Source organism: Natrialba chahannaoensis JCM 10990, assembly GCF_000337135.1.
Taxonomy (GTDB): domain Archaea; phylum Halobacteriota; class Halobacteria; order Halobacteriales; family Natrialbaceae; genus Natrialba; species Natrialba chahannaoensis.
The window spans coordinates 1-26,996 of record NZ_AOIN01000077.1 but is presented as its reverse complement, the minus strand read 5'-3'; the positions used below and the strand labels follow the sequence as shown (position 1 = coordinate 26,996).

The 26,996-nt window shown below is 60.4% G+C and carries 23 protein-coding genes and 1 pseudogene; 10 read left to right on the top strand and 14 right to left on the bottom strand.

The window, feature by feature from the left end; translation table 11 throughout:
* The first annotated feature begins 422 nt into the window (after positions 1-422).
* From C482_RS13790 to C482_RS13780, 3 genes are all read left to right on the top strand, one after another.
* Entirely contained in the window at positions 423-1,901 is a 1,479-nt protein-coding gene (locus tag C482_RS13790) for a Cdc6/Cdc18 family protein (RefSeq protein WP_006168299.1), read from the top strand.
* Between the two features lie 387 nt (positions 1,902-2,288).
* On the top strand, positions 2,289-3,572 hold the full coding sequence (gene folP / locus C482_RS13785; protein ID WP_006168298.1) for a dihydropteroate synthase: 1,284 nt from the start codon (positions 2,289-2,291) through the stop codon (positions 3,570-3,572).
* Between the two features lie 391 nt (positions 3,573-3,963).
* Positions 3,964-4,674: a 6-hydroxymethylpterin diphosphokinase MptE-like protein gene (locus tag C482_RS13780; protein WP_006168297.1), complete on the top strand. Its 711-nt coding sequence runs from the start codon at positions 3,964-3,966 to the stop codon at positions 4,672-4,674.
* A 663-nt stretch (positions 4,675-5,337) separates the two neighbouring features.
* Here C482_RS13780 and C482_RS13775 read toward each other — a convergent pair.
* On the bottom strand, positions 5,338-6,522 hold the full coding sequence (locus C482_RS13775) for a tubulin/FtsZ family protein (protein ID WP_006168295.1): 1,185 nt from the start codon (positions 6,520-6,522) through the stop codon (positions 5,338-5,340).
* A 334-nt stretch (positions 6,523-6,856) separates the two neighbouring features.
* On the opposite strand from C482_RS13775, the gene C482_RS13770 reads away from it, so the two are divergent.
* From C482_RS13770 to C482_RS13760, 3 genes are all read left to right on the top strand, one after another.
* Positions 6,857-8,644, top strand: coding sequence for an ABC transporter substrate-binding protein (locus C482_RS13770; RefSeq protein ID WP_006168294.1), 1,788 nt, complete (start codon positions 6,857-6,859; stop codon positions 8,642-8,644).
* A gap of 114 nt (positions 8,645-8,758) precedes the next feature.
* On the top strand, positions 8,759-9,634 hold the full coding sequence (locus tag C482_RS13765; protein ID WP_006168293.1) for a phosphatase PAP2 family protein: 876 nt from the start codon (positions 8,759-8,761) through the stop codon (positions 9,632-9,634).
* Between the two features lie 141 nt (positions 9,635-9,775).
* Complete coding sequence (locus C482_RS13760) at positions 9,776-10,228, top strand: HalOD1 output domain-containing protein (RefSeq protein WP_006168292.1); 453 nt, start codon at positions 9,776-9,778, stop codon at positions 10,226-10,228.
* A gap of 74 nt (positions 10,229-10,302) precedes the next feature.
* Here C482_RS13760 and C482_RS13755 read toward each other — a convergent pair whose 3' ends face one another.
* The 7 genes and pseudogenes from C482_RS13755 to trmB form a co-directional block, all read right to left on the bottom strand.
* Positions 10,303-11,271 (bottom strand): sugar phosphate isomerase/epimerase family protein, encoded by a 969-nt coding sequence (locus C482_RS13755; protein WP_006168286.1) that lies wholly within the window; start codon positions 11,269-11,271, stop codon positions 10,303-10,305.
* A gap of 124 nt (positions 11,272-11,395) precedes the next feature.
* A pseudogene (locus tag C482_RS13750) lies at positions 11,396-12,486 on the bottom strand (Gfo/Idh/MocA family protein).
* A gap of 96 nt (positions 12,487-12,582) precedes the next feature.
* A complete protein-coding gene (locus tag C482_RS13745; protein WP_006168284.1) occupies positions 12,583-13,770 on the bottom strand; it encodes an ABC transporter ATP-binding protein in 1,188 nt (395 codons plus the stop codon).
* Between the two features lie 20 nt (positions 13,771-13,790).
* Positions 13,791-14,978: a carbohydrate ABC transporter permease gene (locus tag C482_RS13740; protein ID WP_006168283.1), complete on the bottom strand. Its 1,188-nt coding sequence runs from the start codon at positions 14,976-14,978 to the stop codon at positions 13,791-13,793.
* A complete protein-coding gene (locus C482_RS13735) occupies positions 14,978-16,042 on the bottom strand; it encodes a carbohydrate ABC transporter permease (RefSeq protein WP_006168282.1) in 1,065 nt (354 codons plus the stop codon). Before C482_RS13735 ends, C482_RS13740 begins: the two co-directional genes overlap by 1 nt.
* Entirely contained in the window at positions 16,032-17,561 is a 1,530-nt protein-coding gene (locus tag C482_RS13730) for an extracellular solute-binding protein (RefSeq protein ID WP_241431930.1), read from the bottom strand. Before C482_RS13730 ends, C482_RS13735 begins: the two co-directional genes overlap by 11 nt.
* A 333-nt stretch (positions 17,562-17,894) precedes the next feature.
* Entirely contained in the window at positions 17,895-18,959 is a 1,065-nt protein-coding gene (trmB, locus tag C482_RS13725) for an HTH-type sugar sensing transcriptional regulator TrmB (RefSeq protein WP_006168278.1), read from the bottom strand.
* Between the two features lie 253 nt (positions 18,960-19,212).
* Here trmB and C482_RS13720 point away from each other — a divergent pair, with 253 nt between their 5' ends.
* Positions 19,213-20,229 carry a mechanosensitive ion channel family protein gene (locus tag C482_RS13720; RefSeq protein WP_049896746.1) on the top strand — a complete coding sequence of 339 codons (1,017 nt, stop codon included), beginning with the start codon at positions 19,213-19,215 and terminating at the stop codon, positions 20,227-20,229.
* 60 nt (positions 20,230-20,289) lie between these two features.
* On the opposite strand, the gene C482_RS13715 is transcribed toward C482_RS13720, so the two are convergent.
* Positions 20,290-20,700, bottom strand: coding sequence for a universal stress protein (locus tag C482_RS13715; RefSeq protein WP_006168274.1), 411 nt, complete (start codon positions 20,698-20,700; stop codon positions 20,290-20,292).
* A gap of 149 nt (positions 20,701-20,849) precedes the next feature.
* Here C482_RS13715 and C482_RS13710 point away from each other — a divergent pair, with 149 nt between their 5' ends.
* A complete protein-coding gene (locus C482_RS13710) occupies positions 20,850-21,089 on the top strand; it encodes a DUF5816 domain-containing protein (RefSeq protein ID WP_006168271.1) in 240 nt (79 codons plus the stop codon).
* A gap of 223 nt (positions 21,090-21,312) precedes the next feature.
* The gene (locus tag C482_RS13705; RefSeq protein ID WP_006168269.1) at positions 21,313-21,621 is read left to right on the top strand and encodes a DUF7116 family protein; all 309 of its coding nucleotides are present in this window, start codon (positions 21,313-21,315) and stop codon (positions 21,619-21,621) included.
* A gap of 313 nt (positions 21,622-21,934) precedes the next feature.
* Here C482_RS13705 and C482_RS13700 read toward each other — a convergent pair whose 3' ends face one another.
* Positions 21,935-23,149 carry a pyridoxal-phosphate-dependent aminotransferase family protein gene (locus tag C482_RS13700; RefSeq protein WP_006168268.1) on the bottom strand — a complete coding sequence of 405 codons (1,215 nt, stop codon included), beginning with the start codon at positions 23,147-23,149 and terminating at the stop codon, positions 21,935-21,937.
* A gap of 152 nt (positions 23,150-23,301) precedes the next feature.
* Here C482_RS13700 and C482_RS13695 point away from each other — a divergent pair, with 152 nt between their 5' ends.
* On the top strand, positions 23,302-23,502 hold the full coding sequence (locus tag C482_RS13695) for a dodecin (RefSeq protein WP_006168267.1): 201 nt from the start codon (positions 23,302-23,304) through the stop codon (positions 23,500-23,502).
* A gap of 273 nt (positions 23,503-23,775) precedes the next feature.
* Here C482_RS13695 and C482_RS13690 read toward each other — a convergent pair whose 3' ends face one another.
* The 4 genes from C482_RS13690 to C482_RS13675 all read right to left on the bottom strand — a co-directional run bounded on the left by C482_RS13690 (position 23,776) and on the right by C482_RS13675 (position 26,365).
* Positions 23,776-24,150: a HesB/IscA family protein gene (locus C482_RS13690; RefSeq protein ID WP_006168266.1), complete on the bottom strand. Its 375-nt coding sequence runs from the start codon at positions 24,148-24,150 to the stop codon at positions 23,776-23,778.
* A gap of 162 nt (positions 24,151-24,312) precedes the next feature.
* Positions 24,313-24,531 carry a hypothetical protein gene (locus C482_RS13685; RefSeq protein WP_049896748.1) on the bottom strand — a complete coding sequence of 73 codons (219 nt, stop codon included), beginning with the start codon at positions 24,529-24,531 and terminating at the stop codon, positions 24,313-24,315.
* A 229-nt stretch (positions 24,532-24,760) separates the two neighbouring features.
* Complete coding sequence (gene hisD / locus C482_RS13680) at positions 24,761-26,068, bottom strand: histidinol dehydrogenase (protein WP_006168262.1); 1,308 nt, start codon at positions 26,066-26,068, stop codon at positions 24,761-24,763.
* A 63-nt stretch (positions 26,069-26,131) separates the two neighbouring features.
* Positions 26,132-26,365: a hypothetical protein gene (locus C482_RS13675; RefSeq protein ID WP_006168260.1), complete on the bottom strand. Its 234-nt coding sequence runs from the start codon at positions 26,363-26,365 to the stop codon at positions 26,132-26,134.
* Positions 26,366-26,996 lie beyond the last annotated feature (631 nt).

Below are 26,996 nucleotides of genomic sequence, written 5' to 3'. Positions count from 1 at the left end.
CAGACCCACCCCCTCCCTCTCGCCGTTACATCCGCGACGGGGGTGTGTGTCCCAAACGGCTCGTCGCTCGTCTGGCGCGTCAGACATCGGTGCTAGTTTTGTCGCTCATTCGCCGTGGATTCTGCATCGCTTTCCGCTCACGGACTGGTACCAGAACCGGATTCGAAACGGCCGTTCTCGGCCCTCGATCAAACTCCTGTCTTGCGGTTTTACATACGCGACGGGGGTGTCAGTGCCGACGCCACATCCGCCGCTCACCGGTGTGTTCTCCACAACAGTTAGAAGCGCGAGGGCGGCGTTTTCCCGGATTGGAACCGAATTGCCACTGTATGCGAATCTCAGACGCGAACGACCCTTATTTACATCCGCGATCGATCTCCATACCTTTATTTCAGTCCAGTTGGAAGACACCCGGTACTGCAATGTCCGCCAACGACGATCGCGACCCACTCTTTCGGTACGACGATCCGGTCTTTGCCGACGAGCGATTGCTCGAAATTACGCATCTGCCCGGCCCGGACCGCATCGTCGGCCGGGACGAACAGATGCAACGGGTAGCGGACGCCCTGAATCCAGCCATCTTCGGGAGCGAACCCAACCACCTGTTCATCTTCGGCAAGACCGGGACCGGCAAGTCGCTGATCTCACGCTCTGTGACCAAGCGCGTGATTAGTGAAGCGCGCCGGGACGACGTGACGGTAAAGTACGCCTTCATCGACTGCGGCGAACAGAACACCGAAGCCTCGATCATCAAGACGATCGCCCAACTCGTCAACGACTCGAGTGAGAGCGGGATCACGATTCCCGATCGCGGCCTCGGCACCGGCGACTATTATAAGCGTCTCTGGCAGGCCGTCGACCGCTGTACCGACGTGACAATCGTCATCCTGGACGAGATCGACATGCTCGAGGACGACGAAGTCCTCCGGAAGCTCTCACGCGCGGGCGAGAACCGTCGCATTTCGGACTCGAGTATCGGGATTATCGGCATCTCGAACAAGATCGACTTCCCGGACCATCTCTCCGAGCGCGTCAAGTCGAGTCTCTCGCGGGACGAACTCGTCTTTTCGCCGTACGACGCCAACCAGCTCGTAGAAATCCTCGAGAAACGCCGCGACGCGTTCCACGACGGCGTGCTCTCGGGTGACGTGATCCCGCTCACAGCCGCACTCGCCGCACAAGAACACGGGGATGCCCGCAAGGCAATCGACATCCTCCGGAACGCGGGCCGGATTGCGAAGAAGCAGAACGCAACACGCGTGACGGCAGATCACGTCCGCGACGCCAAGGAGAAGACTGAGGCAGACCGGTTCAACGAACTCATCGAGGGGTCGCCACAGCAGGCGAAGGCGATTCTGTACTCGCTGACGCTGCTCACCGAGAACAGTTCGGAGAAGGAGTTCCCGACGAAGATTATCTACAACCAGTACAAGGAGGTCGCGAACCGACTCGACTTCGACGTGCTCTCCGAGCGCCGAGTGCAGGAGATCCTCCAGGAACAGAACTTCCTCAACGTCATCCAGTCCGAACGCGAGGGCCGCGGACGCGGGCGCGGCGCACACGCAAAACACCGTCTTCTCGAGAACCCCTCGATAGTCAAGAAGGTGCTGCTGCGCGATTCACGACTCGCGCCACTCGAGGAAGGTGCCGGTGATACGGATAACACGGCGTCGACCGGTAGTCGATCCAAACGGGGAGATACGGCCGATGGTCGCAGCGAGCGCGGAGATTCGGGTTCGGATTCGGGTTCGGGCGCGGGTTCGAGTCCAAATCCGGATTCAAATTCAGACGGCTCTGACCGCGATGACGCGTCAGTCGACGAAGACAAGAACAGGGGCCCCTTGGCTGACGGCGAACAAGCAGCAAGTGACGAACAGTCGAGTGTCGGTCACTGGTCCTGACGACAGTTTCTCGACGCAAATTGGCGTCTGGCGTCTCGCTGTTCAGGCGTGATGGTGTGTTCAATGGCTGTGATGTCGTGTCCCACTCGACTGTGCTGTCTGTTCTCACTTGGCTGTGATGTCGTGTTCAACTCAGGTGTGACGCTGTCACTGTGTTCAACCCGTCTGCAACACGATGTTCACTCGCCTGTGACACTGTGTCCAATCCATCCTGTATTCCACTATCGCGGTGCTGTCTTGTTCCCTCGTTGTCGCTGGCAGCAGGGACCTGCATACCGCCTCACTGTCTGGTCGGGAGCAGTCGTCGTAGCGGGTGTGGCTGCGTCAAGTCACTGCGTCACTCACCGCAACCGCGTCGATTTTCAGTCTCCGTTCCTCATTCCGGGTATGAACAGTGTCGACGCGGCCGGGCTCGGAATCGGCGACGAGCACCCGCCGCGGATCATGGGCGTGTTGAACGTCAGCGAGGAATCCCCCTACGATCCGAGCGTCTACGACGATCCCGGTGAGGCCGCCCAGTACGTCGACGACGAACTGATCGACGAGGGGGCGGACATCGTCGACATCGGGCTCGAGTCCGCGAACAAACGTTTCGACGTGCTTTCGGCCGAAGAAGAGCTCAAGCGTCTCCACGTTGCACTCGAGACCATCGAGAGCGTCTCCGGCGACGCCGTTTTTTCGATCGAAACGCGCTACCACGAGGTCGCCGAGGAGGCGCTCTCCAAGGGCTTCGACATGGTCAACGACATCGCGGGCTTTGCTGACCCCGAGATGCCTGCCGTCTGTGCGGAGTACGACGCCGCCGTCGCGAAGATGGCGAGCCCGCCGGATCTCGAGCGCCCTGGTGCGGTCGAGGAAACTGACTGGGCTGCCCGAAAATCACCCGAGTGGGCCGCGGAGGCTGACTACGTCGATCAGGTCTACGAAGCGCTCAAACAGAACGGTCTCACCGAGAAGACGATCATCGACCCCGCTTTTGGTGGCTGGAGCGAGGTCCAGACACTCGAGGACGACCAAGAGACGTTCCGCCGGCTTCGAGAGTTCCGCGCACTCGGTCAGCCGATACTGGTCTCGATTAACCGGAAGAACTTCCTCGGTACGATTGCGGACCGCGAGACCGAGGACCGACTCCCCGTCAGCCTCGCGGCGACATCAATGGCAGTCGAACGCGGCGCACACGTTATCCGAACCCACGACGTGGCCGAGACGTGTGACGCAGCGCTTATCGGCTCGGCGTTTTCGGAACGTGCGAGCGTCTCTGCTGGAACAATCACTGTCTCTCGCCTCGACACCCACACGTCGCGAACGTTCGAACGCCAGCTCCGAGAACGCGGCGTCGACCCCGAAATTGTCGACTCGACACAGCCACAGGTACTCGAGTTTACTGGGCTCTCACGGACTCAGTTTGACGAGCTTGTGTCGACAGTCGAGGAGGTTCGTGAGGGGACCACAGTCACTGGTCGGCGTGATGACAGTGGTAGTGATAATAGCACGGACGGCGTCGGTATCGCGAGCGGTGTTGGAGCGGACATTTCGATTCAGCGAACAGTTAACGAAGGGACCTTGCTAGTCGGATCTCATCACGCGATTACTTCCGTTTCAGTGCTTCTAGAGGCATTAGATGGCGAAATATCGACGATTGGGTCAGAACTCGACAACGTACTGCAGTAAGAGAAAGCTTATACCGAAGGCTTCGAAATGGAAGAGTGGACGCCGGGCGGCCTCCCGGGTAGGGGTACTTTGGAGGCGACTCCCCGGCCCACAACTCGGAATTATTGGGACACTATGTTGTATAGTGGTGACACTGTGGTGTGCTGTTCTCTGTGGTGTCTGAAACGCAGTATCGAAACGGCAGTTGCCGACTTGAGACGCGAGTGGGTTGTGTCGAGCGGTGCCGAGTAGTGCTGGGATTGTTGAGCGGTGCCGAGTGATGTTGGGTGGCATCGAGTGGTGTCACTACAGACCGCTACTACTGACCCGCTACGACAGGTCGATTACTCCTCTCCATCCCACACCACCGCAACCGAACAGCACAAACCACCGGCCCACCACTCACCGACACATGGAGTTCGAGACCTGGGAGCCGGTCTACGAGACCATCTGTCGAGACTTCGGCTATCCCCGTGCCGGCGACGAGAAAGCTCGCGACGTGCTCGCCTCGCTGACCACACCGTTCGACCTCGCACATCTCGCCGCGATCGACGGTGCAACTGTCGCCATCGCCGGTGCCGGCCCCTCACTCGAAACGGACGGTGCACTCGAGTCCGCTCGCGATGCGGATTTCGTTATCGCGGCGTCGACGGCGGCCGACGTGCTCGCTGCACACGATATTCCGGTCGACTGTATGGTGACTGATCTGGATAAGAATCCGGAGACGGTACAGCGACTCACGGCAACCGGTGTTCCGGTGGCAGTTCACGCCCACGGCGACAATATTTCCGACATTCGGCGCGTCGTCCCTGATTGTGAGGACGAGTTCGTTCTCCCGACGACGCAGGCTGCGCCGAGCGGACCGGTACGAAATTTTGGCGGCTTTACGGACGGCGACCGAGCCGCGTTTCTCGCGGATCACATCGGCGCAGCCCACCTCGTCTTCGTTGGGTGGGACTTCGACGACGAATCTGTGGCTGCGGTGAAGGCGGACAAACTCGCGTGGGCCGAGCGACTGCTGTACTGGCTCGAACAGTGCCGGGGGGAGCGGTTTGCAGTGCTCGATGGTCGACGGTCAGAGATTGATACGGGTATGTTGGGAGCGGAACTCGAGTTCGAGTGATTGTCCCTGGACAGCCTCCACTGGGCTTCCGTTTGCCCCACGGACGATAAACCCCTCTCGCGACCTTGGCTCCCGGGAAGTGAATCTACTGGTGGTTTGTACACCACATTCGACAGAGAGCCCGTTCGAGCCACTCCTCACTCGATACGATACGTCACGACGTCCATACAGCCACAGGTTGGGCACTCGGCGTCCGGCGACTCAGTCGTGTGGCCGCACCGACGACACTCTTCAATCGTCGTGGGTCCATCAGATCCGAGGAGGACGGATTTGACCGCTGCTCGCACTGATCTGCCTGCACTTGACCCCGCGTTCGATCCCCGCTGGTGCTGTCTCGGCATACTCGTAGATCAGTTATATCATAGTTCGTTATTGTCTAACTAGACTGACTGACACGGATAGAAACCAGTCGTCAACGCCGGAAATCGATACGGCGACGAATTCGGATGTATTGAATGGCACCATATAACACGAAATCTCTGCAGGTAGCTGTCGCGTATGGAGCGCATACCGCCGAACGGGGGTCAAACAGTCGTTTCACGGTTGCGCGGTACGTCTGTCAGGCTCACCGTACAAACTGTGATCGGGTGGCAGAAATCGAGAGCGCGAATCGAAATCAGTCGCGAAGCAACGAGGAATCGTCACCGTCTGGTCGTAGTTGGTTCAGAAGAGCGCATCGAGTTCGCCGCCGGTGTCGACTAGCGAGGCGAAGTCGTCCTGTGCCCGTGCGCGGACGTTCTCCGTGGTTTCCTGTGCCTCGATGGCAACCTGCTGGAGCTGGTCGATTCGCGGCACGTCGGTGACGCCCGAGAGGAGGACGATCGCACCGACCTCGTCCTCACCGGGGAGTGGGTAGTCACCGCCGCGGATCTCCATGCTCCCGGTTTCATCTTCGAGCCACTGCCGGCCGCGTTCGACGCCCTTTCGGTTCAGGTGCTCCGGCGGGCCAGTTGCGACGACGAGTCCGCGGTCGGCGCTCGCGGCGTCTGCTGGCAGGGTGAGTCGCCCAAGAGTGGACTTACGGACGAGGCTCGTCATGCGATTCGTCGCGGTCCCTTCGTCGAACTCGGTCTCGGATCGGAACGACGAGAGGAGGCCGTCCGATTCGGACTCGACGGTTTCGCTGGCGTAGCCGATCGTCGAGACGCCGTTTCCGTTCCCGTTCCCGTTCCCGTTTCCGAGCGTGTTGATGATCTCTGAGGAGTCGACGACGCTCTCGGCAACGTGGTCGCCGTGGCCGACCTCGCCGGCAGCAAACAGTAAGCCGAACCGTTCGACGATTTCGCGGTTGATCCGGTCGTAGCCGCTGCCGACCGATTCGCCGGCGCTACGCCAGGCGTCGTTGTCGAAGACGAGTAGATTATCGACTTCGTGGACGAAGGTTTTGAACGACCGCGCGGCGTTGAGGGTGTAGATACCACCCTCGTCCGTCCCCGGAAGAACGCCGAGCCCGTAGACGGGTTCGGTGTAGATCCGATTCAGGTGTCGCGCAAGCACGGGTGCACCGCCCGAACCGGTGCCACCGCCCATGCCGGCGACGATCAGGAACGCGTCGATCTCGTGGACCGGAATGCGATCGATTGCACCCTGAATTTCGTCGATGTCCGCTTCGGTGACTTCCGCACCGAGTTCGTTGTCCGCCCCAACGCCGTGACCTTTCACGCGCGCCTGGCCGATGAGAACGCGATTCTTCTGTGGAACGTGATCGAGTCCCTGCAGGTCCGTCGTCGCGGAGTTAACCGCGATTGCCGCCTCGACGAAGCTGGTATCGATGGCGCTGTCGTACGCCAGGAACTCGTCGACGATCTTTCCGCCTGCTTGCCCAAAGCCGATGAGTGCGAGCTTCATGGTTGTCTCTCGTGGCCGTTCTCCGCTCACGGAGGCTGCAGTTGCGGTTTGGCTCCCCCGCGAGTGAGAGCGGGTGCCACAGAACGACAGTGACCAGATTCGGCTATTGTTATGGCTGCCATACGAATGGAGGAAAGAGATTCATTGACTGGATATACTCATGAGTCCGTGATAGTCGTCGATTAACGTCCATCTGATCCGGCGAAACTCACGGTGACTCGGGTCGGGTGTCCGCTGCGGTCCCCGATTTGATGGGTGGCCGGGCGCTCACGTGACACTGAACTGTCGTTGTGAAGGTAAGTCCTATACATCGTGGTTGCGTATCTGTCTTGATATGAAACGGGTCGCTCCGTCGGTGACACGACGGTCCCTCCTCGCCGGCGCAAGCGGTGTTGGGTTGAGCGCACTCGCCGGTTGTTCGGAGCGATTCTGGTCGCGAGCGGAGAACGCTAGCCCTGAGCAGGTCGAACTCACGATCAAAACGGTCCCGGCCGACGACGATGCGATTGCGGCGATGATCATGAGTCAACTCCGCGAGAACCTGCAGGCTGCCGGTATCGCCGCGACGCACGAGCCGATCACCGAGGCGGAACTGTACCGTGACGTGCTCATCGACGGCGACTACGACGTATTCGTCGTCAAACACCCTGGTATCGACGAGTACGACGCGCTCCACGGGTTGCTTCACTCGCAGTTCGTCGCAGAACGCGGCTGGCAGAATCCATTTCACTTCTCCGATGTCGGCGCTGACGAGTTGCTCGAACGGCAACGAACGGCCGACGGGGAAGAACGTGAGGAGACCCTGACGGAACTGTTCGATTATCTGCTCGAAACGGCACCGTTTACGACTGTCGCCTACCCCGATCGTATCGGCGGCGCTCGGGAGAATCTCTCGCTCTCGCGTCCGCCTCGTCAGGCAATCGAGTTCGTCGATATCCTGTCCCAGGAGTTCGACAACGGGCCGTTCGACCGCCCACTCGAAATCGGCGTCTACGGCGAGACACTGGCTGACCGACTGAACCCAATCGTCGTCGATCGCAATCGCGTTCAGGGGTTGCTTGGACTGCTGTACGATCCACTCGCACGCCGTCCCACTGTCGATATCCACGGATCGGGGGAGACAGCGACGTACGAACCGTGGCTAGCGGAGCAAATCGAATGGGACGATGACAGTGGCCTCACTGCGACGGTGACGCTTCGATCCGGGTTGCGCTGGCACGACGGCGAACGCCTCGACGCCGACGATGTTGACTTCACGTTCCGGTTCCTCGAGGACACTTCGCTCGGTGATGTCGAAGGAACGGTCCCCGCTCCACGATACCGAGACAGACAGACACTTATCGAGAACACCAACCGAATCGAGGTCATCGACGACCGGACGCTCGAGTTGCCGTTCGGGTCGACCGCACGCCCTGCGGCCGTGCGTGCGCTTTCGGTGCCGATTTTACCCGAGCATATCTGGGAGCCACGATCCGAAGTCATCGCCGAACGCCAGACCCGTGCGCTCGTTGCAGACAACGACGAACCGACTGGCTCCGGCCTGTTCGAGTTCGGTGAGACATCGATGGACGAACTCGTCCTCGAGCCGTTCGAGGACCACGTGCTCCGTTCGACTGACGTACCGAACAGACCGAACGCACTCCAGAACTTCTCTCAGTTCGAGGGTATCAGATACCAGATCGCGCCGAACGTGGGTGCTATGCTTGACGCGCTCGCCGATGGTACCATCGACGTGACAGCCAATGCAGTCCCACCCGACGAAGTCACAACGATCACCGACGCGAGCGGTGTCTCGATGACGACCACTTCGACGACATCGTTCTACATGGTCGGCTACAACATCCACCACCCGGAACTGGGCAATCCGAACGTTCGACAGATTCTCTCACAACTGATCGACCGCGAGTACGTCGTCTCCGAGTTCTTCAACGGGTTCGCCGAGGAGCCGACGCAGAGCAACGCATTGTTTGGTTCGCAGGGGCAGGCTCGCCTCGACGGCACGGAGTCGACGACACCACTCTCGGTGTTCCCGGGATCGGACGGTGAAATTGACCCCGAACGCGTCCGACAGTTGTTCGTCGAGGTGGGCTACCAGTACGACGACGGAGCGCTTCTCAAGTGACTGGCGACGCTACTCCTTCCCGTTTCGCCTACGACAGTTTTACCTCCGGCTAGTCGAGGAGTCGCTCAGGACCGGACGGTATTAATGCTCGGCAGCCGTAGTTTATGTTCCCAGATGACTCTCGTCAGCGTCGTATTTGACCTTGCCCTCGTGGTCGCGACGATGCTCGTGACGGCGACGCTTGTCATTGTCGGTCCACGGCGGATTGCGGCCGCAGTTCGCGACGCTCGCTGGCGACTCGAGGTTTGTCTGCTCCCGCTTGCAGTGCTGGCGTTCGTGTTGCTCGTACGCTGGTCGACGGTCGACGTCGTCATCAGGCTCGAACGGCGAGTAGTCGGCAACAACATCACGCCCCAGCTGTTCGAACTCGAACAGCTAGTTTTCCCACAGAATCCTGTGACCGTCCTGCAGACGTTCGCATCGCCAGCGCTCACCGAGTTCTTCGTCTTCATCTACATTTACGGCTACGCGTTCTTGCTCCTGTTCCCGTTCGTCGCGTATTTCGCACTCTCGAAGATGGACGACCTCTCGACGCTGATCCTTGCGTTCACCGCGAACTACGCGATTGGACTCGTCTGCTACGTTCTGTTCATCGCCTACGGCCCTCGAAACTTCGACCCACTCCTGTTCGAACCGCTGCTCTACGATGTCTTCCCGCAGTCTCAGTCTCTGACGAATCAGGTCAACCAGAACACCAACGTCTTCCCGTCACTGCATACGTCACTGTCGATGACAGTGTTCTTTTTGGCGTGGCTAACGCGGGAGAAGTACCCGCTGTGGGTTCCGATCTCGGGCGTGCTGGCTATCAGTGTCGTCATCTCGACGATGTATCTCGGTATCCACTGGTTCTCGGATGTCGTCGCCGGCACGATACTCGCCTTGATCAGCGTCTACATCGGTCGAAACTACACGATCCGGGGCATCCACCGATCGATTCGCAGCTATCTCGATTCACGATTTGGCGACCGCAGGTCGGTAGAACAGCAATAATGCACTGGTGACTGGAAGCGTTTCGCCCCCTTCGATAATCAACCCGATTACCTGCAAGCCGGGCGGGAGAGACACGCTTAGTACTGTCTCGGACTGGTGACTGCCAGTATCCTTATCCCTTGGAGCCACCTAGCCTCCGATATGTCCTCTCCCGACGATACGTCGCCGCCCGGAACCGGAATCGAGAGAGCGGTATCACCGAGCCAGGCAATTATCGAAGCTGTTGCCGCTCGCGAGGGGGTTGACCCAACCGATATCGAGCCGCCCGCATACGAGCCGCTGTACTCTGTTGTCAACCCAGAAGCGCTCGACTCGCTCTTCAGAGACGCCGTTGAAGGTTCCAACTCAAACCCTAACTCCAACCCCCAGTCTCACTCCCACTCTCAGGAGACACAGGCCGATGCCCCCGCTGAGTCACCGTCGGAATCCGAAACTGGAACTCGAACTCGAACTGGCACTGGCACTGGCACTGGAACACTCGGCCACGTCGAACTCGAGTACGAGGGCTATCTGATCACCGTCTACAGTGACGGTCAGATCGAACTCGAGGACTCGGCGACACCAGACGGGTCGGTCGACACCGTCGACGAGTGAGGTTCTAACTATGGCTGTTGGTAGTGGACTGCTCTCGTTTTCGTCGCTGGGTATGTGTCCGTCGCTCGTTGGAACTATTCGGCCCAGTACGCTTCTCCGGGTTCGGTCTCGAAGAGCGTCCGCTGGAGGAGATCGATCGCCTTCTCGAGTCCCTCACGAGAACTCGTGAGCGAGTCTTCGTGTTCGATGCTGAGGGTGCCGTCGTAGCCGACCATCCGCAGGGTCGAGACAATATCTTTCCAGTGAGCTTCGCCGTGGCCGTAGCCGACCGAACGGAATAGCCACGAGCGGTTCGGTTCGTCGTCGTAGGTTGTCGTATCGAGGACACCCTTCTCGCGGGCCTGTGCGTCGTATATTTTGGTGTCTTTCGCGTGGACGTGGTGGATCGCATCGCGCTTCCCAAGATAACGGATTGCATCGGTGATCGTGATTCCCTGCCAGTAGAGGTGCGAGGGGTCGAAGTTCGTCCCGATCCGCTCGCCGGTTTCCTTGCGCAGGCGGGCCATTCCGTGGGGTTCGTAGACCAGCATGTTGGGGTGCATTTCGATGGCGACGTCGACATCGTGTTCGTCGGCGTAGTCGGCGAGATCCGCCCAGTAGTCGACGGCCACGTCCCACTGGTAGGACAGCGCCTCGTCGTGTTCGGGCGGCCATGGCGCTGTAATCCAGTTTGGCACCTCGTCGTCCGGTCCGCCGGCCGGCAGCCCCGAAAAGCAGGTGACGGCCCCGACACCGAGCTGATCGGCTAGCTCGATCGCTTCACGGAGTTCAGTATCGGCTTTAGCCGACCGCGCTTCGTCTGGATGGAGCGGATTGTTGTGCGTCGCCAGCGCACTGATTTCGAGTCCGTACTCGTCGAGCAGCCCCTGCAATTCCTCCTGTGTGTCCTCGTTATCCAGGTACTCCGCGCGGGGAAGGTGGTCCTGTCCGGGATGACCGCCGACGCCGGGCTCGAGTGCATCGACGCCTTGCTCGTCGAGATACGACAGCGCGCCCTCGAGTGACTCATCAGCCAGCGGTGGAGTGTGAACGCCGAGTTGCATACGCAACGACGAACGAGAGACGCCGAGATAAAACGGGGGTACGGTTGTCGGCTGTGCGGCGACTCGTCAACGGTTGTACGGCTACTTGAGCACGATTGTACAGCGGTTCGTCCAAGTTATCCAGCTACTCGCCGAACGAAACCGTCGCCTCTGCATCGCTTGAACGGTAGATGGCGTCGATGACATCCTGTACCAACAGCGCCTGCTCGACGCTTTCACTTCTGTCGTCGCCGCTCCCGTCGGTCCCGCTCGCTTCCCTGAGAATTCGATCGAAAAACGCCCGCTGCTCGGCCGTGTGTGTATCGTTCTGACGAACATCGATCGACGTATTTTCCAGGTGCGGTGAACCACCAGTACTTGCGGAGTGAATCGTCAACCCTCCTTCGAGCAGGTCAAACTGCGCCGCAGCTTCGGAGCCGCGGACGACAAACTCGTGGTTCGACGGCCGGTTCGTCGCCCAGGCGACCTCCAGACTAATCGTTCGCCCCTCGGCACAGCGAACGAACGCACTCGCCGAGTCATCCACGTCGAACCCCCGCGGACCGGCGTCTTCCCCCCACATCTCCAGATAGGCGTACTCCTCACGCGAGCCGAACTCGCTTCGCGCGATACCCGAGACTTCTGTGACACGTGGGTACTCGAGTAGGTAGAGTGCGAGGTCGACAGCGTGGACGCCGAGGTCGATGAGTGCACCGCCGCCGGCGATCTGCCGGCGGGTGAACCACGAGCCACGGCCGGGGATGCCGCGTCGACGGACGTAGTTGGCTTCGACGTGGGTGATGTCACCGAGTTCACCGCTATCGATGCGGTCTTTGAGGACCTGGACGGTGTTCGCAAAGCGGTTGTTGAATCCAACCATGCAGAGGCTGTCGGTCTCTTGTGCGGCCGTTGCGATTCGTGAAGCACTCTCGTAATCGTGGGCGAGAGGCTTCTCGAGGAGGACGTGGATTCCCTGCTCGAAGGCGTCGACGGCGTACTCTTCGTGGTATTTGTTTGGTGTCGTGATGATTACGGCGTCGACCGTTTCGTACAGCTCCTGGTGATCCTCGTAGACGTCGACGTTGTACCGCCTGCCGAAGCGTCGTCTTGCTTCTGCGGCGACATCCATGCCGCCGACGAGCGGGACCTCTAGCTCGCGGAGACGCTCGGCGTGGTACTGTCCGATGTTACCGAGACCACAATTCCGGTGTCGATGTCGGAGTGGTTGTCTGTCATAGCAGGAGTCTGGGACCAATTTCGAGCAAATATATCGTATATTGCTATACTAAATATTGGGGCCGAATCACCTTTTGTCCGTTGGTGGTCGTGAACTTAGGTATCGGCTTCCGTTGCCGCTGGGCCGGCACCGCCGTCTGAGTGCTCTGTCAGGTCATGTCGGAGTGCGTCGCCCGTCGCCGTCTCGAAGAGGTGGATCTTCGACCGGTCGAGGACGACGGCCACCTCTTTCCCCTCGTGAATGTCCGTATCCGGTGTCACACTCATCAGCAACTGATTCGGCGCGGTCGCAGGCTCTTGCTCCATTGACCGGTCCGCCTCTTCCGAGAGGAGCAGGTAGACGAACACCTCATCGCCCATCGGTTCCAGCACGTCGGCCGTCGCGTGTAGTTCCGCCGTCGGCTCGGTTACGCCGTCGGCCGTCGCCACGAGGTGTACGTCCTCCGGTCGAATACCGAGCGTGAGTGTGTCGCCACTCGTGACGGACGGAACCAGTTCCGGTTCGAACGCCACATCGACGTTGTCCGACTCGAACCCCGTCGCCGTGAGCTCTCCCTCCACGAAGTTCATCGACGGCGACCCGATGAACCCCGCGACGAACAGATTCGCCGGTTCGTTGTAGCACTCGAGTGGCGGCGCGAGTTGCTGGAGTGTGCCCTCGTTGAGGACGGCGATCCGGTTCGACATGGTCATTGCCTCGGCCTGGTCGTGGGTGACGTAGATGATAGTCGTCTCCAGTTCGCGGTGGAGGCGCTGGAGTTCGGTTCGCATGTGGACGCGCAGCTTGGCGTCTAAGTTAGCAAGCGGCTCGTCCATGAGGAAGACATCGGGGTTGCGGACGATGGCTCGGGCGATGGCGACGCGCTGGCGCTGGCCGCCGGACATCTCGTCGGGCATCCGATCGAGCATGCCCTCGAGTTGGACGATGTCAGCCGCCTGCTCAACGCGGTGTCTGACCTCTTCGTCGTCGTACTTTCGCAGTCGGAGACCGAAGGAGATGTTTTCGAAGACATCCATGTGCGGGAACAGCGCGATGTTCTGGAAGACCATCGCGACGCCGCGGTCTTTCGGGGCCAGTCTCGTCACCTCGCGATCGCCGATGTAGACTTTTCCGTCGGTCGGTTTCGTGAGTCCCGCGACGGTCTCCATGGTCGTGGACTTGCCACAGCCCGAGGGGCCGACGAACGTGACGAATTCGCCATCTTCGATCTCCATCGAGACGTCGTCGACGGCGGTGACGTCTTCGTAGCGCTTCGTGATGTGGTCGAGTTGAACGCGTGCCATAGTGTGGTTTCCTCCGTTTCTCACTCCTTGAGCGCGCCTGCGGTCAGGCCGCTAACGATCTTCTCCTGCGCGATGATGACGAGAATCGCGACGGGGATCACCCCGATAATGCTCGACGCCGCCATCAGGTGGTACATCACCTCGTACTGGCCCTGGTAGCCGAGGATGCCCTCGAGTATGGGGGCCCAGTTCTCCGGCTGGCCGTCGGTCATCAGGAACGAGAAGAAGAACTCGTTGTAGACGGCGATGAACGTCAACACGCCGGCGGTCGCGACACCAGGGGCTGACAGGGGGATGATGACCCGAAACAGCGCGCCGAGTCGTGTGGTTCCCTCGACGCGCGCTGCATCTTCCAGGCCGTCAGGAATCTGCGAGTAGAACGTCGTGAGGATGAAGATGGCGAGGGGCATGAAGATTGCCGACAGGGGCAACACCATCGCGCCGGGCGTGTTGTAGAGACTGCCGTCGCCGGTAATCGGCTCGAGTGCGACGAACTGCGTGTTGAACAGGTCGTTCAGCGGGATGAAGAACGCCGCTGGTGGGAAGAAGGAGATCACCAGCACGAGCAGCATCAGCGGGATCTTTCCGGGAAACTGGAGTCGGCCGAAGGCGTATCCCGCGAGGCTAGCGATGACCAGGACGACGATGGTCGAGGCCGTCGCGATTACGAAGCTGTTGAAGACGTACCAGTGGAACGGCAGCACCTGGAAGACCTCGACGAACGCAGCGGGGTTGAAGCCGTTCGGCGTGAGGATGATGTCCTGTTGCTGTCCTTCCGGCGTCAGCGCGACCATGAGCAGCCAGTAGAATGGGAACAGCGTCGTAAACAGGAAGAAGATCGTCGCCGTGTAGAACATTGCTCGGTAAGCGCGGTCCGGGTTGGAGATCGAACTCGCAACCCAGCGCTGGAACGGGCCGCGGTCGAGTTCGGCGTCTTCGCCCTCCACGAGGACGTTGCTTTGCTGTTGGCTCGCTTCGGCTGATTGGCCGCCGTCCGTTGCCGTCACACCGCCGTCCGTCGCTGTCGCAGCCTGTTCGCGGGCGTACGCCCAGTGTTTGGGGACACCGTCGTCATCGGTGCTTGCTGGGGCGTCGGCTTCGGTGTCGTTTGGCGTTTCGTCGGTTTCTGTGCCGGTCGACGTCTCATCGGCTTTGGTGTCGGTCGTCGTCTCGTCAGTTTCGGTCTCATCCGTCCTCTCGTCTGTCATCAGTAGAGCCCTCCCTCGGTGTCGCGGAAGAAGAACACGTACACCGAGATGATCAGTCCGATCACGAGCGCGGTCGTGAACGCCACGGCAGCAGCGGTCGCGAAGATACGCGTCCCGCCGAACATGGCCTCGACGACGAGACACGTGAGCGACGGGACGGTCGTACAACCCGCAGTCGACTCGATTAGTCCGTAGACGCGCATCGCGTCCATGGTCCGGAACAACATTGCGACGAGCAGGGCCGGCAGCACGAGCGGCAGCGTGATCAGCTTGAACCGCTGCCACGGCGAGGCACCCGCGACCCGCGCCACATCGTACAGACTCCGGTCGACACTCTGGAGGCCTGCCAGGATCAACAGCGCCATGAACGCCGCCGATTTCCAGATGTCCGCGATGAGGATGATGATGAACGAGTCGCGACTATCTGCTAGTGGATCGGCACCGAAGACGCCAAGCCACTGCATGAGGTCGCTGCCGAAGCCGACCTCGGGCTGGAACAGCAGGAAGAAGATCATCCCCTGAATCACGATCGGGACTGCCCACGGGAGGATGATCGCGACACGGACCCAGCGTCGGCCGCGGAAGTCCTGATCGAGCACGTATGCCTGCCCGAACCCGATAACCGTCTCGAAGAAGACGCTGATCACCGCAAACGCGAGCGTGACGAACAGCGCCTGCTGCAAGAACGGGACGCCGAGTTCGACGAACGGGAACGAGGAGGTGACGCCGACGTCGAGGAACTGCCTGGCAAGTCGCGCGTTCCCCGTCAGAATGTCGACGTAGTTCTCGATGCCGACGAACTCGCCGAGCGGTTCCGCCCCGCGCGTCTCGTCCCCCCGCAGAGACATGATGAACGTCATGATGAGCGGGTAGAACGCGATCAGGGTGAGCAGGGCGAAGGCCGGAATCAGGAGGAGGTAGGCGTAGGCCGCCTCGCTCAGATTTTCCATCCAGTTGACGACGGGGTTGCCGGTCCGGTCCTGTTTGGTGTCGAGGTCGGTCTGCGTGCCGATCCCACCCTCGATATCCCCGGTTTCGGTGCCGCCGTCTGGTTTACTCCCCATGTTGGGCTGCCACCTCCGCTTCGCTGCGCTCGAGACGCCCGGCCAGGTCCTCCATAGCCTCACTCGGCGACTTCGCGCCGCGGTAGGCCGCGTTCACCTCCTGGAAGATGAGTGCGGACTGCTCTGGCCAGACGTCGGTCACAGGACGTGGTACCGCGTTCTCTCCCGCTAACTGGATCTGGTCGACGTAGCGCGCGATCGGACCAATCTCGTCGGGATCGGCCTCCTCGACCAGGTCGATGTTCGGCGGGAGAAAGCCCTGCAACTCGAAGATGGTGAGCATGACCTCGTCGTGGGTAAACGCCTCGAGTACCTGCAACACCTCGTCGATCCGGTCGGTGTACGGACTGACGGTGAGGTTCCAGCCCCCGAGCGCGGCGGCCGTGCCGCCGACGCCCTCGAACTCGGTATCGTCTTCGGGGACCGCGTACGGCTGTGTGATGACGCCAAGATCCTCGCCGAAGGCATCGTCTGCTCCCGTCGCGGCGATCGCGAACGGCCAGTTCCGATTCGCGACCGCATCACCGCCCTCGAACGGGTTGAGTGACTCCTCTTCGGTCCACTGGACGATCGCCGACGGACAAATCTGTGGGTAGCCCTCGAGTGCGTGCTCGTCGTCGTCACCGTGGATGAACGCCCGCATCATGCGGATTGCATCGAGGACGGCGTCGTCGGTGACGGTGATCGGGCGGTCGCCGGCGGTGAACAGGTCCCCCGTGCCGCCGAAGTAGCCGCCACCCCAGGTCGACATGACCTCGTTGAACGTACAGCAGGAGAGCCCCTCGAACGCGGCCGCCTGCGTTGTAAGCCCGTAGCTGACGCCGGCCTCGGCCTGTGCGTCGGCGACTGCCTGCGAGAACATCTCCCAACTCGGCGGTTCGGTCGCCCAGTTGCTCGTGTCGTGTCCGGCGTCCTCGACGAGGTCCTGACGGTACAGCATCATCCCGAAGTCGGGAAACAGCGGAAGACCGTGGATGTCGCCCGTCTCCGGATGGCGGGCCGTCTCAAGTACCTCGTCGAGATAGACGTCATCGATCCGGTCGACCACGTCGTCGGGGAGTTCTTCGGTGAGGTTCGTCGTCTGCTCGCGCAGGATAAAGGGGATCGTCCACCCGGTGTCCATCATATGGATGTCCGGCGGCGCGCGTCCAGCCTGCAGGGTCGACTGGGCTTCCTGCATCCGTTGTGCGGAGTCGCTGACGACCGTCTGGACCTCGACCCTGATATCCTCGTCGAGCCCGGCGTCCCACAGCGCCTGCTGGACGTCGGGTTCGTCATCGTCGGTGTGTAGAATCCCCTCGAAGTCCGTCGCCCCGGTCATGATCACCGTATTCGGGCCGTGCCCGCGACCGAGACAGCCGGCGATAGCCGTCGCACCGACTACCGTGGTTGCCGAGGCTGCGGCCACGAACGAGCGACGGGAGACACGCGTCCCCTGTGACCCCCGCGACCGAGACTGGGGTTGGGACTGGTGCCGGTCGACATCATTCGCGGAACCAGCAGTGGGCCTCGGCTCCATCGAACATAACGTCACACCGTATACCGCTTTAGTGGTTGGCTTGCATACGAGACCTTACTTTGAACAGTCACGACCCACAACCAGTATAATCGGTGATTACGGACGTCTCGATTCAGAGATACAACGATTCTCCGTGCCCCACGGTTGGCGTCACTCGATCACCGTGGCGTGATCGGCGTGGACTCGAGTACGAGAAACAGCGCACAATACACGACACACGAGATGGTGATCGGGGTTGTTGTACACAAACTGCAAAGAACGTCCGTAGCACCAGCCGTCTGCCTGAATCGACCCGTTCGTCCGGTTCGCTGCGGACCGTCCGAGATAGCCCGTCTAGTCGTCGATCGACGGGGGCTTGTTGCGCCCGATGTGGATCTCGTGGCCTTCGATGTCCTCGAGTGCGGCGACGCGGCCGCCGACGGTGACTTCCTCACCCTCCTCGGTCTCGACGGTGAGACTCGCAACTTCCTCGCTGACCTCGAAGGAGATATCGAGGACGCGCCCGCGAACGATTCGAGTGCCGCCGATCTCAACATCGCGGCCCTCGATGGTGGCGTAGAACTCGCCACCCTCCTCGATGAGGTCTTTCACGCAGCGCCGGATCGAGGCGTACTTGCGGGGGTAGGAGCGCTTCGAGCCGTCCTCGCTCAGCGTCTCTTCGGCGGTCGTCCAGAGGACCGTTCCGAAGAAGCCGGAGACGAGGAAGCCGAGCGAGGAGCGGTTGAAGATGACGCCGTAGCGATCCTGGTCGTCACGCAAGGCGTCCTGGGTCGCGTAGACGGAGTAATTCCCGTCCGCGACGGCGATGACCGGCGTCGTGATACCGCGGCGGGCGCGGACTGTCGTCGCGACGTCTTGATAGTCGAACTCGTCCGGGTCCAGCGCGTCGGATGCGGGCGTGACGATCAGATCCACACTGACGCCGTCGTCGACCGCGTTGCGGAGTTCGTCCTCGAACCGGGTCAACAGCCCGGGTGTCAGCGACAGCGAGAGCTCGTATTCCGCAGCGTCGATGACCTCCTCTAGGTACCGGAGGATCGTCGATCGGGACTTGACCAGCGAAACCGCTTCGGTGTCGCGGGCGGGCGCGGTGTAACGTGCCTCGAGTTCGTCGATCATCTGCTCGAGCGAACTCTGGACGTCGTCGAAGGCCTCACCGGGGTCGATCGCGACGACCTTCATCGGACGCGATTCGCGCAGTTCGACCAATCCGCGGTCGCTAAGGCTGCGGACGGTGTCGTAGACGCGGGGCTGGGGAATATCGGTTCGATCAGCGATCTCACTTGCTGTGAGTTGGCCGTGTTCTAGGACGGTGAGATAGGCGTCGATCTCGTACTCGCCAAGGTTGAACCGATCCCCGACGCGCTCGACGGTCGAGCGCAGTTCGTCTGATGCCATACCCCACCCTACGGTCCCGATGGATAAATGATTTATTATGTATCGAGTAGCACCTCTTTTCGAAATCAGGTTATTTTGAGGCCACCGCAGGGAACGGACACCGCCCACACTCACTCCTGAACTCAACCACCCTTCCCAGATCACCTCGGCCACCCTTGAATCACCACCCAGTCAGGTCTGGACTGCCGTCGTACTCGAGTGTCACAACCCTGCGGACAGAACCCTTAACCACTGCCGCCGTGAGTGTGCTCCCATGCTAGAGGAGTCTCTGAGGGGAACACGCTCACCCGTGGAGGTGCTACAAGACAACGTTCCCTTCGGTGTCAGCGAGATTATCGTTGCGCTCGTCGTCGTGGTGATCGGCTGGTACCTCTCGAACGTCGTCGTTCGCCTCACCGGCCGGACCGTCGCTCGCCGAATCGAGCGGCCGAGCGTCACCCGGACGGTTCTCCGTGGGGTTCGCATCTCCGTGCTCGTCATGGCGTTCGCGGTCGCGGCCGGCGTACTCGGGGTCGGTGATACGGAACTGCTCCTCTCGGTTACCGTCATTTCCGCCGTCATCGCGGTCGTCCTCGCACCGCTGGTCAGTAGTTTCGTTACTGGGATCTTTGTGCTCGCAGACCGGCCCTACGAGATCGGCGACATGATCGAAATTACCGACGAGGGCCACACCGGCTTCGTCGAAGACATCACGATCCGCTACACGAAAATTTTCACACTCGAGAACACCTTCATCGTCATTCCCAATTCGGAGATTTACACGCGCGACGTGATCAACTACTCCGCAGAGGACGAGCGGACACGAATTTCGGTCGAGTTCGAGGTGACCTACGAGAGCGATATCGAGGCCGCTCGGCGGCACGCAGAGCGGGCGGCGCGAAGCGTCGACATGGTTATCGGCGGCGGTCCGGATATCCGGATCGGGAGCGCCCGGTACGCGGCTGCGCCGGTCTGTACGATCGACTCCTACGCGGACAACGGAATCCTGCTCACGCTGGCGTTCTGGGTTCAACACCCCTACAAACAACGGATCGCTCGCTCCCAGGTGCAGTCGGCGGTCCGGTCGCGCTTTGCAGATCTCGATATCGAGTTCGCGTACCCACACCGCCACCACGTCTTTGACGAAACGACAGGTGTTGCCCGTGTCGCGGTCGGTGATGGAGACGATGATAGTCCCGCACCCGGCTACGAGCACAGAAACGCACACGATGCCGACCGTGACGGGGAAGCGATGCAGATAGACTCCGATCCGGAGTTAGGGGATTCCTGACAGGAGCAGGCCAGAAGACGAACGAATCAGTGAACAGTTTGCCGCCAGACGTATCGCCGGTTACGCGCGAGCACTCTCGACCGTAATAACCTCGCAGTCGAGGTGCGTCCGCAGATAGCGGTCGATATCCGGATTGTCCGTCAGTCGACGGAAGAGACGACGCAGTCGACTCGCCTGTTGACTGCCGATAACGACGATGTCGGCGTTCTCGGCTGCAACCTCGTCAAGAATACTCTCTTCGACGAGGAACCCGGTTCGGACGACGTAGCGGGCGTTCTCGACCGGTCCGACTGCGCGTTCGACTGCACTTTTCAGATCAATTCTCGTTACTTTCTTCCCGTTCTGATAGAGGTCAACATGGAGAACCGTCAGTGCCGCATCACGCTCGTGGGCGATCTCAACCGCCTCCTCGAGCGTCCGCCGCGAATGTTTCGTCAGCGGATATCGAACGGGAACCACGACAAGCGCCATTACACCATCGAACGATTTCCGCGCGGGTAAAGGTTTCAGTTAGTGCCACTCTCCTATGGGTAAGACCATCATACTCACACGCGACCACTCGCCCGTCCAGTGTTGCTGAGACAGACAGTCATTTACCGGGCGCGTGAGTATTCCTCGACATGCGATCGATCGTTACCGAAGACGGCGATACCGTCTTCGTCTCGCAAGCCGACGGCGATACGGGATCGAAGGGGCCCTTTCTCGTCGTCTACGAAACGAGCGACGCCGACACCCGATACGGGTGGTTCTGTACGAACTGTGAGGGTGTCGATAACGCGATGGACTCCATGGGCCGGATCAAGTGCAACCGGTGTGGTAACTTCCGAAAGCCGACGGAGTGGGACGCGGCACACGAATAGTTGATCCCACTACTCACCTCGTTCTTTTCCATTCTCCGTGATCGGCCGATGACCGCCCACCGCTAATTGACTATTACCGGTTCGTGATTCTGTGGGCGGAGACTGTTTGTCAACAAAACCCTGTCTTGTACTGGTATTTGTCTGGGAGCATCCCTTGTCTGGCGTTCGTACCAACATTTATGCTACTGGGTGACGTATCTCGATTCGAATGGGTCCTGTTAACATGCGACTCGTCGAGCAGGCCAGGTCGATCTTCGCCGAGCTTGGATACACCGTCGAAGGGTCCGGCCCCGCGTTTCGGGCCGAACGCGCGTGGAAAGTCGTCCACGTAAACACCGTCTTCGAGAACGCTGAACTTCCGTCCTCGTCGACAGAACAGTTCCACTGTTTCGTCGCACAGCCCGAGGACGCAGCCGATCTCGAAAACCAGCTTCGCAGCACAAACCCCAGCTACGAGTGGGCAATCATCGTCGTCGACGGAGAGGACTATCAGGTCGAACGCGCCCCACCAGGACCGCGAGCCTCCGCCTGACTCGTTGTCCTTCAGCTACAATCTGCCCGCGCTGCAACCACACTCCGGCCTATTTTCCCATTTCTTCAGCCTCGAGCCGTCGGTCCCTCGCAGTTCAGTGACGATAGAGAGTAGTGGCCGAGGTGTTCACCGACTGTGTTGCCACACGCTGCTTGCAGCACCGCGCGCTGACAACACCCCCACTGACAGCACTCTCGCTTACAACACGCCCGCTGACAGCACTTCCGCTGACAACACCTCTCCGCCTACGGGACCCCTTCCGCTCACAGCAGCACCCTCCCACAATCCACTCAGCACCTACTTCGCATCCTACTTACTCAGACAGTGCTCGTCGCACCGCCGACACACCCGAACCAGGGTCCACCGACGCACCGAGGGACTCGAGTACGTCGCCGAGTGCTGTTACGACGTAGATCACGTTCTCGGGTCGGGCAGAGTACCCCATACAACCGATCCGGAATATTTCCCCATCGAGGTCGCCGAGCCCGCTTGCGATTTCGAGATCGTAGCGCTCGATAAGTTCGGCACAGACCACGCCGTCGTCGATCCCGTCGGGAACGCGGACGGCGTTGAGACTCGGTAGCCAGAACTCATCCGGTGCATTCATCTCGAGACCCATCCCCTCAACGCCAGCCTTCAACGCGCCCGCGAGTCGCTCGTGGCGCGCCCAGCGTTCTTCGATGCCTTCCTCGGCGACGAGTCGCAGCGCCTCCCGGATGGCGTAGACGTTCGTGATCGGTGCGGTGTGGTGATAGGCGCGTTCGTCGCCCCAGTACCCCTCGAGCAGGGAGAGGTCGAGGTACCACGAGCGCGGGTCCTTCTCGCGCGAGAGAACCTTCTCCATCGCCTTGTCCGAGAGCGTGAGCGGACTCGCACCCGGCGGACAGGAGAGACACTTCTGGGGCCCCGCGTAGGCGATGTCGATATCCCACTCGTCGACGCGGAGTTCGACACCACCGATCGAGGTGACGGTGTCGGCGACGACGAGCGCATTGTGGTCGTGCGCCGTTGCAGTGAGTTCTGGAACGTTCGGCTGGCGGACGCCAGTGCTCGTCTCCGCGTGGACGAACCCGAACACGTCGGGATCGTGTTCGGCCATCGCGTCGGACACGTCAGCAGGGTCGAGCGGTTCTCCCCATGGTGCATCGACTTCGACAACGTCACCGCCAGCGCGGCGAGCCATCGACGCCATCCGTCCGCCGAAGTAGCCGTTTGTCGGGACGAGCATGGTATCTCCCGGTTCGACGACGTTGCCGATCGCGGCCTCCATCGCGGCCGAACCAGTCCCCGAGACTGGAATCGTCCACTGATTGTCCGTCCGGAAGGTGTAGCGAAGCAGTTCCTGCACCTCGTTCATGATCTCGACGAACGACGGGTCGAGATGGCCGACCAGTGGTGTACTCATCGACTGTAGCACGCGTGGATGCACATCACTCGGACCGGGGCCCATCAGCGTCCGATTCGGCGGCGTCAGTTCGTCAATCTTCGACACGTCGATCGCCCCCTTCGTTTCGTCATCAATTGGCATGGGTAGACGTGGTATCGGCGTCCTCAAAAACGTTCACGCCTCGTGACCTCCGTTCTCGAGATCTCTCGTTACTCTCCTGACGCTGAAACAGTGTTAAAACCGTTCACTGACGGGGTATCTTTATACCGCCATGTCAGGTAGTGACTGCCGCGATGGTTTTCAAGAAGATCACCCTCATCGGCACCAGCACGGAAAGCTTCGACGACGCAGCGGACAACGCAATCGACCGGGCAGAAGAGACCCTCCAGAACGTCCAGTGGGCGGAGGTCGATGAACTCGGCGTCGAAGTCGCGACAGCAGACGACCGCGAGTACCAGGCAGAGGTCACCGTTGCGTTCCAACTCGAGGAGTAGTCCAAGAACGATCACCGAGCGCTGGCCACCAACCGGCAGCCAGTCGCTCCTCGCGAAGTCGCCACTGAGACGTTATAACCGGTATATAGCAAGTCGACAGTCGCGAATGGCGACTGGCGAGCAACGGTGGCAAGTAGCGAATACAACGAACAGAGCAAATACAACGAATACGGATCCAGCTAGTGCGGACGTCGCGCGCAATCGACTCGGGACAGTCAGGACAGTCAGGACAGTCAAGACAACAGGTACAGCGTTGTCTCGGTCCCCACCGGTCTACGTTCGGAACGACTCACCACAGCCGCACTCGCTGACAACGTTCGGGTTTTCGACGTGGAACCCTTCGGCCTGCAGTCCGTTCTCGTAGTCGAGCACGCTCCCTTCGATATACTTCAAACTCGCCGGATCGACAAACACGCGCAGATCGTGGTGATTGTAAATCGTGTCGTCCTCGTCCGGCGCATCGTCGAAGCGCATTCCGTAGGACAGTCCCGCACAGCCGCCCTGCTGGACGAACAGCCGCAGTCCTGCCTCACTGGGGTCCATCCCTTCGCCGTCGAGCAGCGAAAGTGCCTGCTCTGCTGCAGTCTCACTCACTTCAATCTCGGGGCGCGTCTCTGCCTGTCCGCCGTCGACGCTGTCCGTGCTCATACTACTTCATTCCTGCCCAACGATGTTAACCTTGACGCCCTCGGAAGTCGATCATCGGAGATCGTCCCTGCGGCTCTATTTCCGACTCGGAGAGTGGACACGAATCCTGACGTATTCGCCCTCCCGGTCACAGAACGTCCGAGTACTCACTCTCCGACACGCTCACCTCGCTCCCAACTCTCTCCGCACAGACCGGTAGTACGATCCAAACTCCAACCGATCATTTCGCGACAGCTCAACCTCGTGTTCCGCCAGCAACTCGAGTACCCGTTCGACATCACACTCGTACCACATCGCGAGGAGTCGAACGTTTCGCTGTGCGTAATCGTAGTTCCGCTCGAGAACCCGCCCGTCGGTCGGATCGACCTCACGCGGTTGCATCACGACCATCTCCGTGATGCAGTGACGTAAAACCAGGCTGTGGAGTATCCGGGTCCAAGACGGGCTGTACGGGGTTGTTATACGTCCTTGTCTGTGAGTCGTCGTCGACGCTGACAGCAGGCGGTAGCCTCTGCGGTCTGGCAAATCGTTCGCGTGCACCCACCTGTTGTCTTCCTGTTACTGCTCTCTGGCTTCTGCCTCTTAGCTTTGCTCTCCGCTCACTCTGCTGCTACTCCTGCTCCTGTTCGGCTCCTCGGCTCCGATCAAGCCGAATACGAACACTCTCCGCGTGCGCATCGAGACCTTCGGCTTCGGCAAGCGTCGTAATCGTCTCACCGAGGTCCGCTAACCCGTCGGACGAGAGCCGCTGCACCGTCGTCGACCGGACGAACGTTTCGACCGACAGGCCCCCTGTAACCTGCGCACCACCGTTCGTCGGCAACACGTGGTTCGTTCCACTAGCGTAATCTCCCGCTGCAACCGGCGTTTCAGGCCCGAGGAAAACACTCCCGGCACTGTCGATCCGATCCAGCAGTGCCTCGTCGTCTGCTGCGAGAATCGACAGGTGCTCCGGCGCATACTCCTCGGTAAAGAGGATCGCCTCGCTCATCGACCGCGCCAAGAGGACGCCACTGGCATCGGACTCGAGGACCGAACGAATCACGTCTTCACGCGCGCGCGAACTAGCCTGCTCGTCTGTGGCAGCTGCGATGGCTGTTGCCGTCTCCTCGTTATCGGTCACTGCCAGGACCGACGCGTTCGGATCGTGTTCTGCCTGTGCGACGAGTTCGGACGCAACGAGTTCCGGATCGGCAGTGTCGTCTGCGACCACGACGACTTCGCTCGGACCTGCCAGAAAGTCAATTTCGACATCGCCGCGAACCTCGGCTTTGGCAGCGGTGACCCACTTGTTCCCGGGCCCGACGATCTTCTGTACACGCGTGATGCTCTCTGTTCCGTAGGCGAGCGCTGCGACAGCCTGTGCGCCGCCAACACTGTAGACCGCGTCCGCACCCGCGACGTGGATCGCCGCAAGCGTTACCGGGTTCAGCTTCTCAGCAGGTGGCGTTACTACTGAGACGTGTTCGACGCCCGCGACGACTGCCGGGATGATTCCCATGAGTGCACTCGAGGGATAGGCTGCGTCTCCACCGGGGACATAGACGCCGACGCGGTCGATCGGTCGAAATCTACGTCCCAGTTCGCGGCCGTCGCTGAACTCGCGTCGCCAATCTTCCGGTACTTGCGCCTCGTGGAACTCTTCGACGTTCGCCGCTGCAGATTCGATCGCTTCGCGAAGTCCCTGTTCGAGCTCGTCGTACGCGCGCTCACACTCGTCTGTAATCTCGAGATTGCCGACTTCGACGCCGTCGAACTCACTGGTGAACTCTCGCACTGCGACATCACCCTCTTCGCGGACGCGATTGACGATCTCACGTACATCTCCACGAACACCCTCTATTCCAGCGTCTCGGTCGAAAAATGCGACGCGGTCGTCCGGCCCGAGGTCCGCAATTTCGCGAACGTCGATTGTCATGGCTCCAGATTCGTTCGGGAAGCGAAAAACCGTTTCCTTCCGTCCCCTTGCTTTTTGCCCGTTCTATGCGTCTTTCTCCGAATCAGGATTCTTGACTGCCCAGAGACCGGTCGCATCGAGTGTCGCGCGTACGAACAGGTAGACGAGTAGTGCGAACCCGATGATTGCGAACGGTGCTTGCAACATTTCTGCAATGTCCCGCCCCAGGGCAAGCTGACTGAACCCGCGCACGAAGAAGCTCAGGATGACGAGACCGAACGCGATGAGCGAGAGTTTGACAAATCCTGATCGGTCCATACGTACAGCTACGGTCCTGGTTGCTAAATCGTGTCGGTCACGTTTTTCGTCCGACATACGTGATAGTCGACACCCCACTCCGTAAACACGGCTAATATCGCCCCTAAATCCCGATTAGGCGACTATTACGGCAAACGTGACTCTCACTATCGCGAGAATGAACAACGTGGATCAGACGCCGACCGAGACGACGGCCTTATGTATGCACCTCTCCTCGTCACTAATGCGAACGACGTGGCGCACGCCGCCACGTTCCCTCTGGCCGGTTCCCGGCACGGAGGCAGGCACTGTATCCATCTCTCGTCCCGACTACCGTTCTGGTGGTTGATTGGGGGTACCGTCTCTTCGGCTGCCGATCACTCGGCATCACGAGACGACGCCCTTAAGTACATACGAGGATTCGGATACGATTGCAAAGAACGCGTGATTGGCGAAGTGTTCATTCACTTTGTCGTCGGACGGTTCTGGTCCGAAGGGGTTAAGTACCCCAGACGACCTATGAATACGTCCGAAGGAAATGAGGATCCTACCCCTGCGGTCCGCCGTACAGATGGGATCTGATGTTAGCCTTGGTAGTTCGGTGACGCCCGATCGGTTCACGATCGTGGATGGTCACCGAACGTGGACCCAT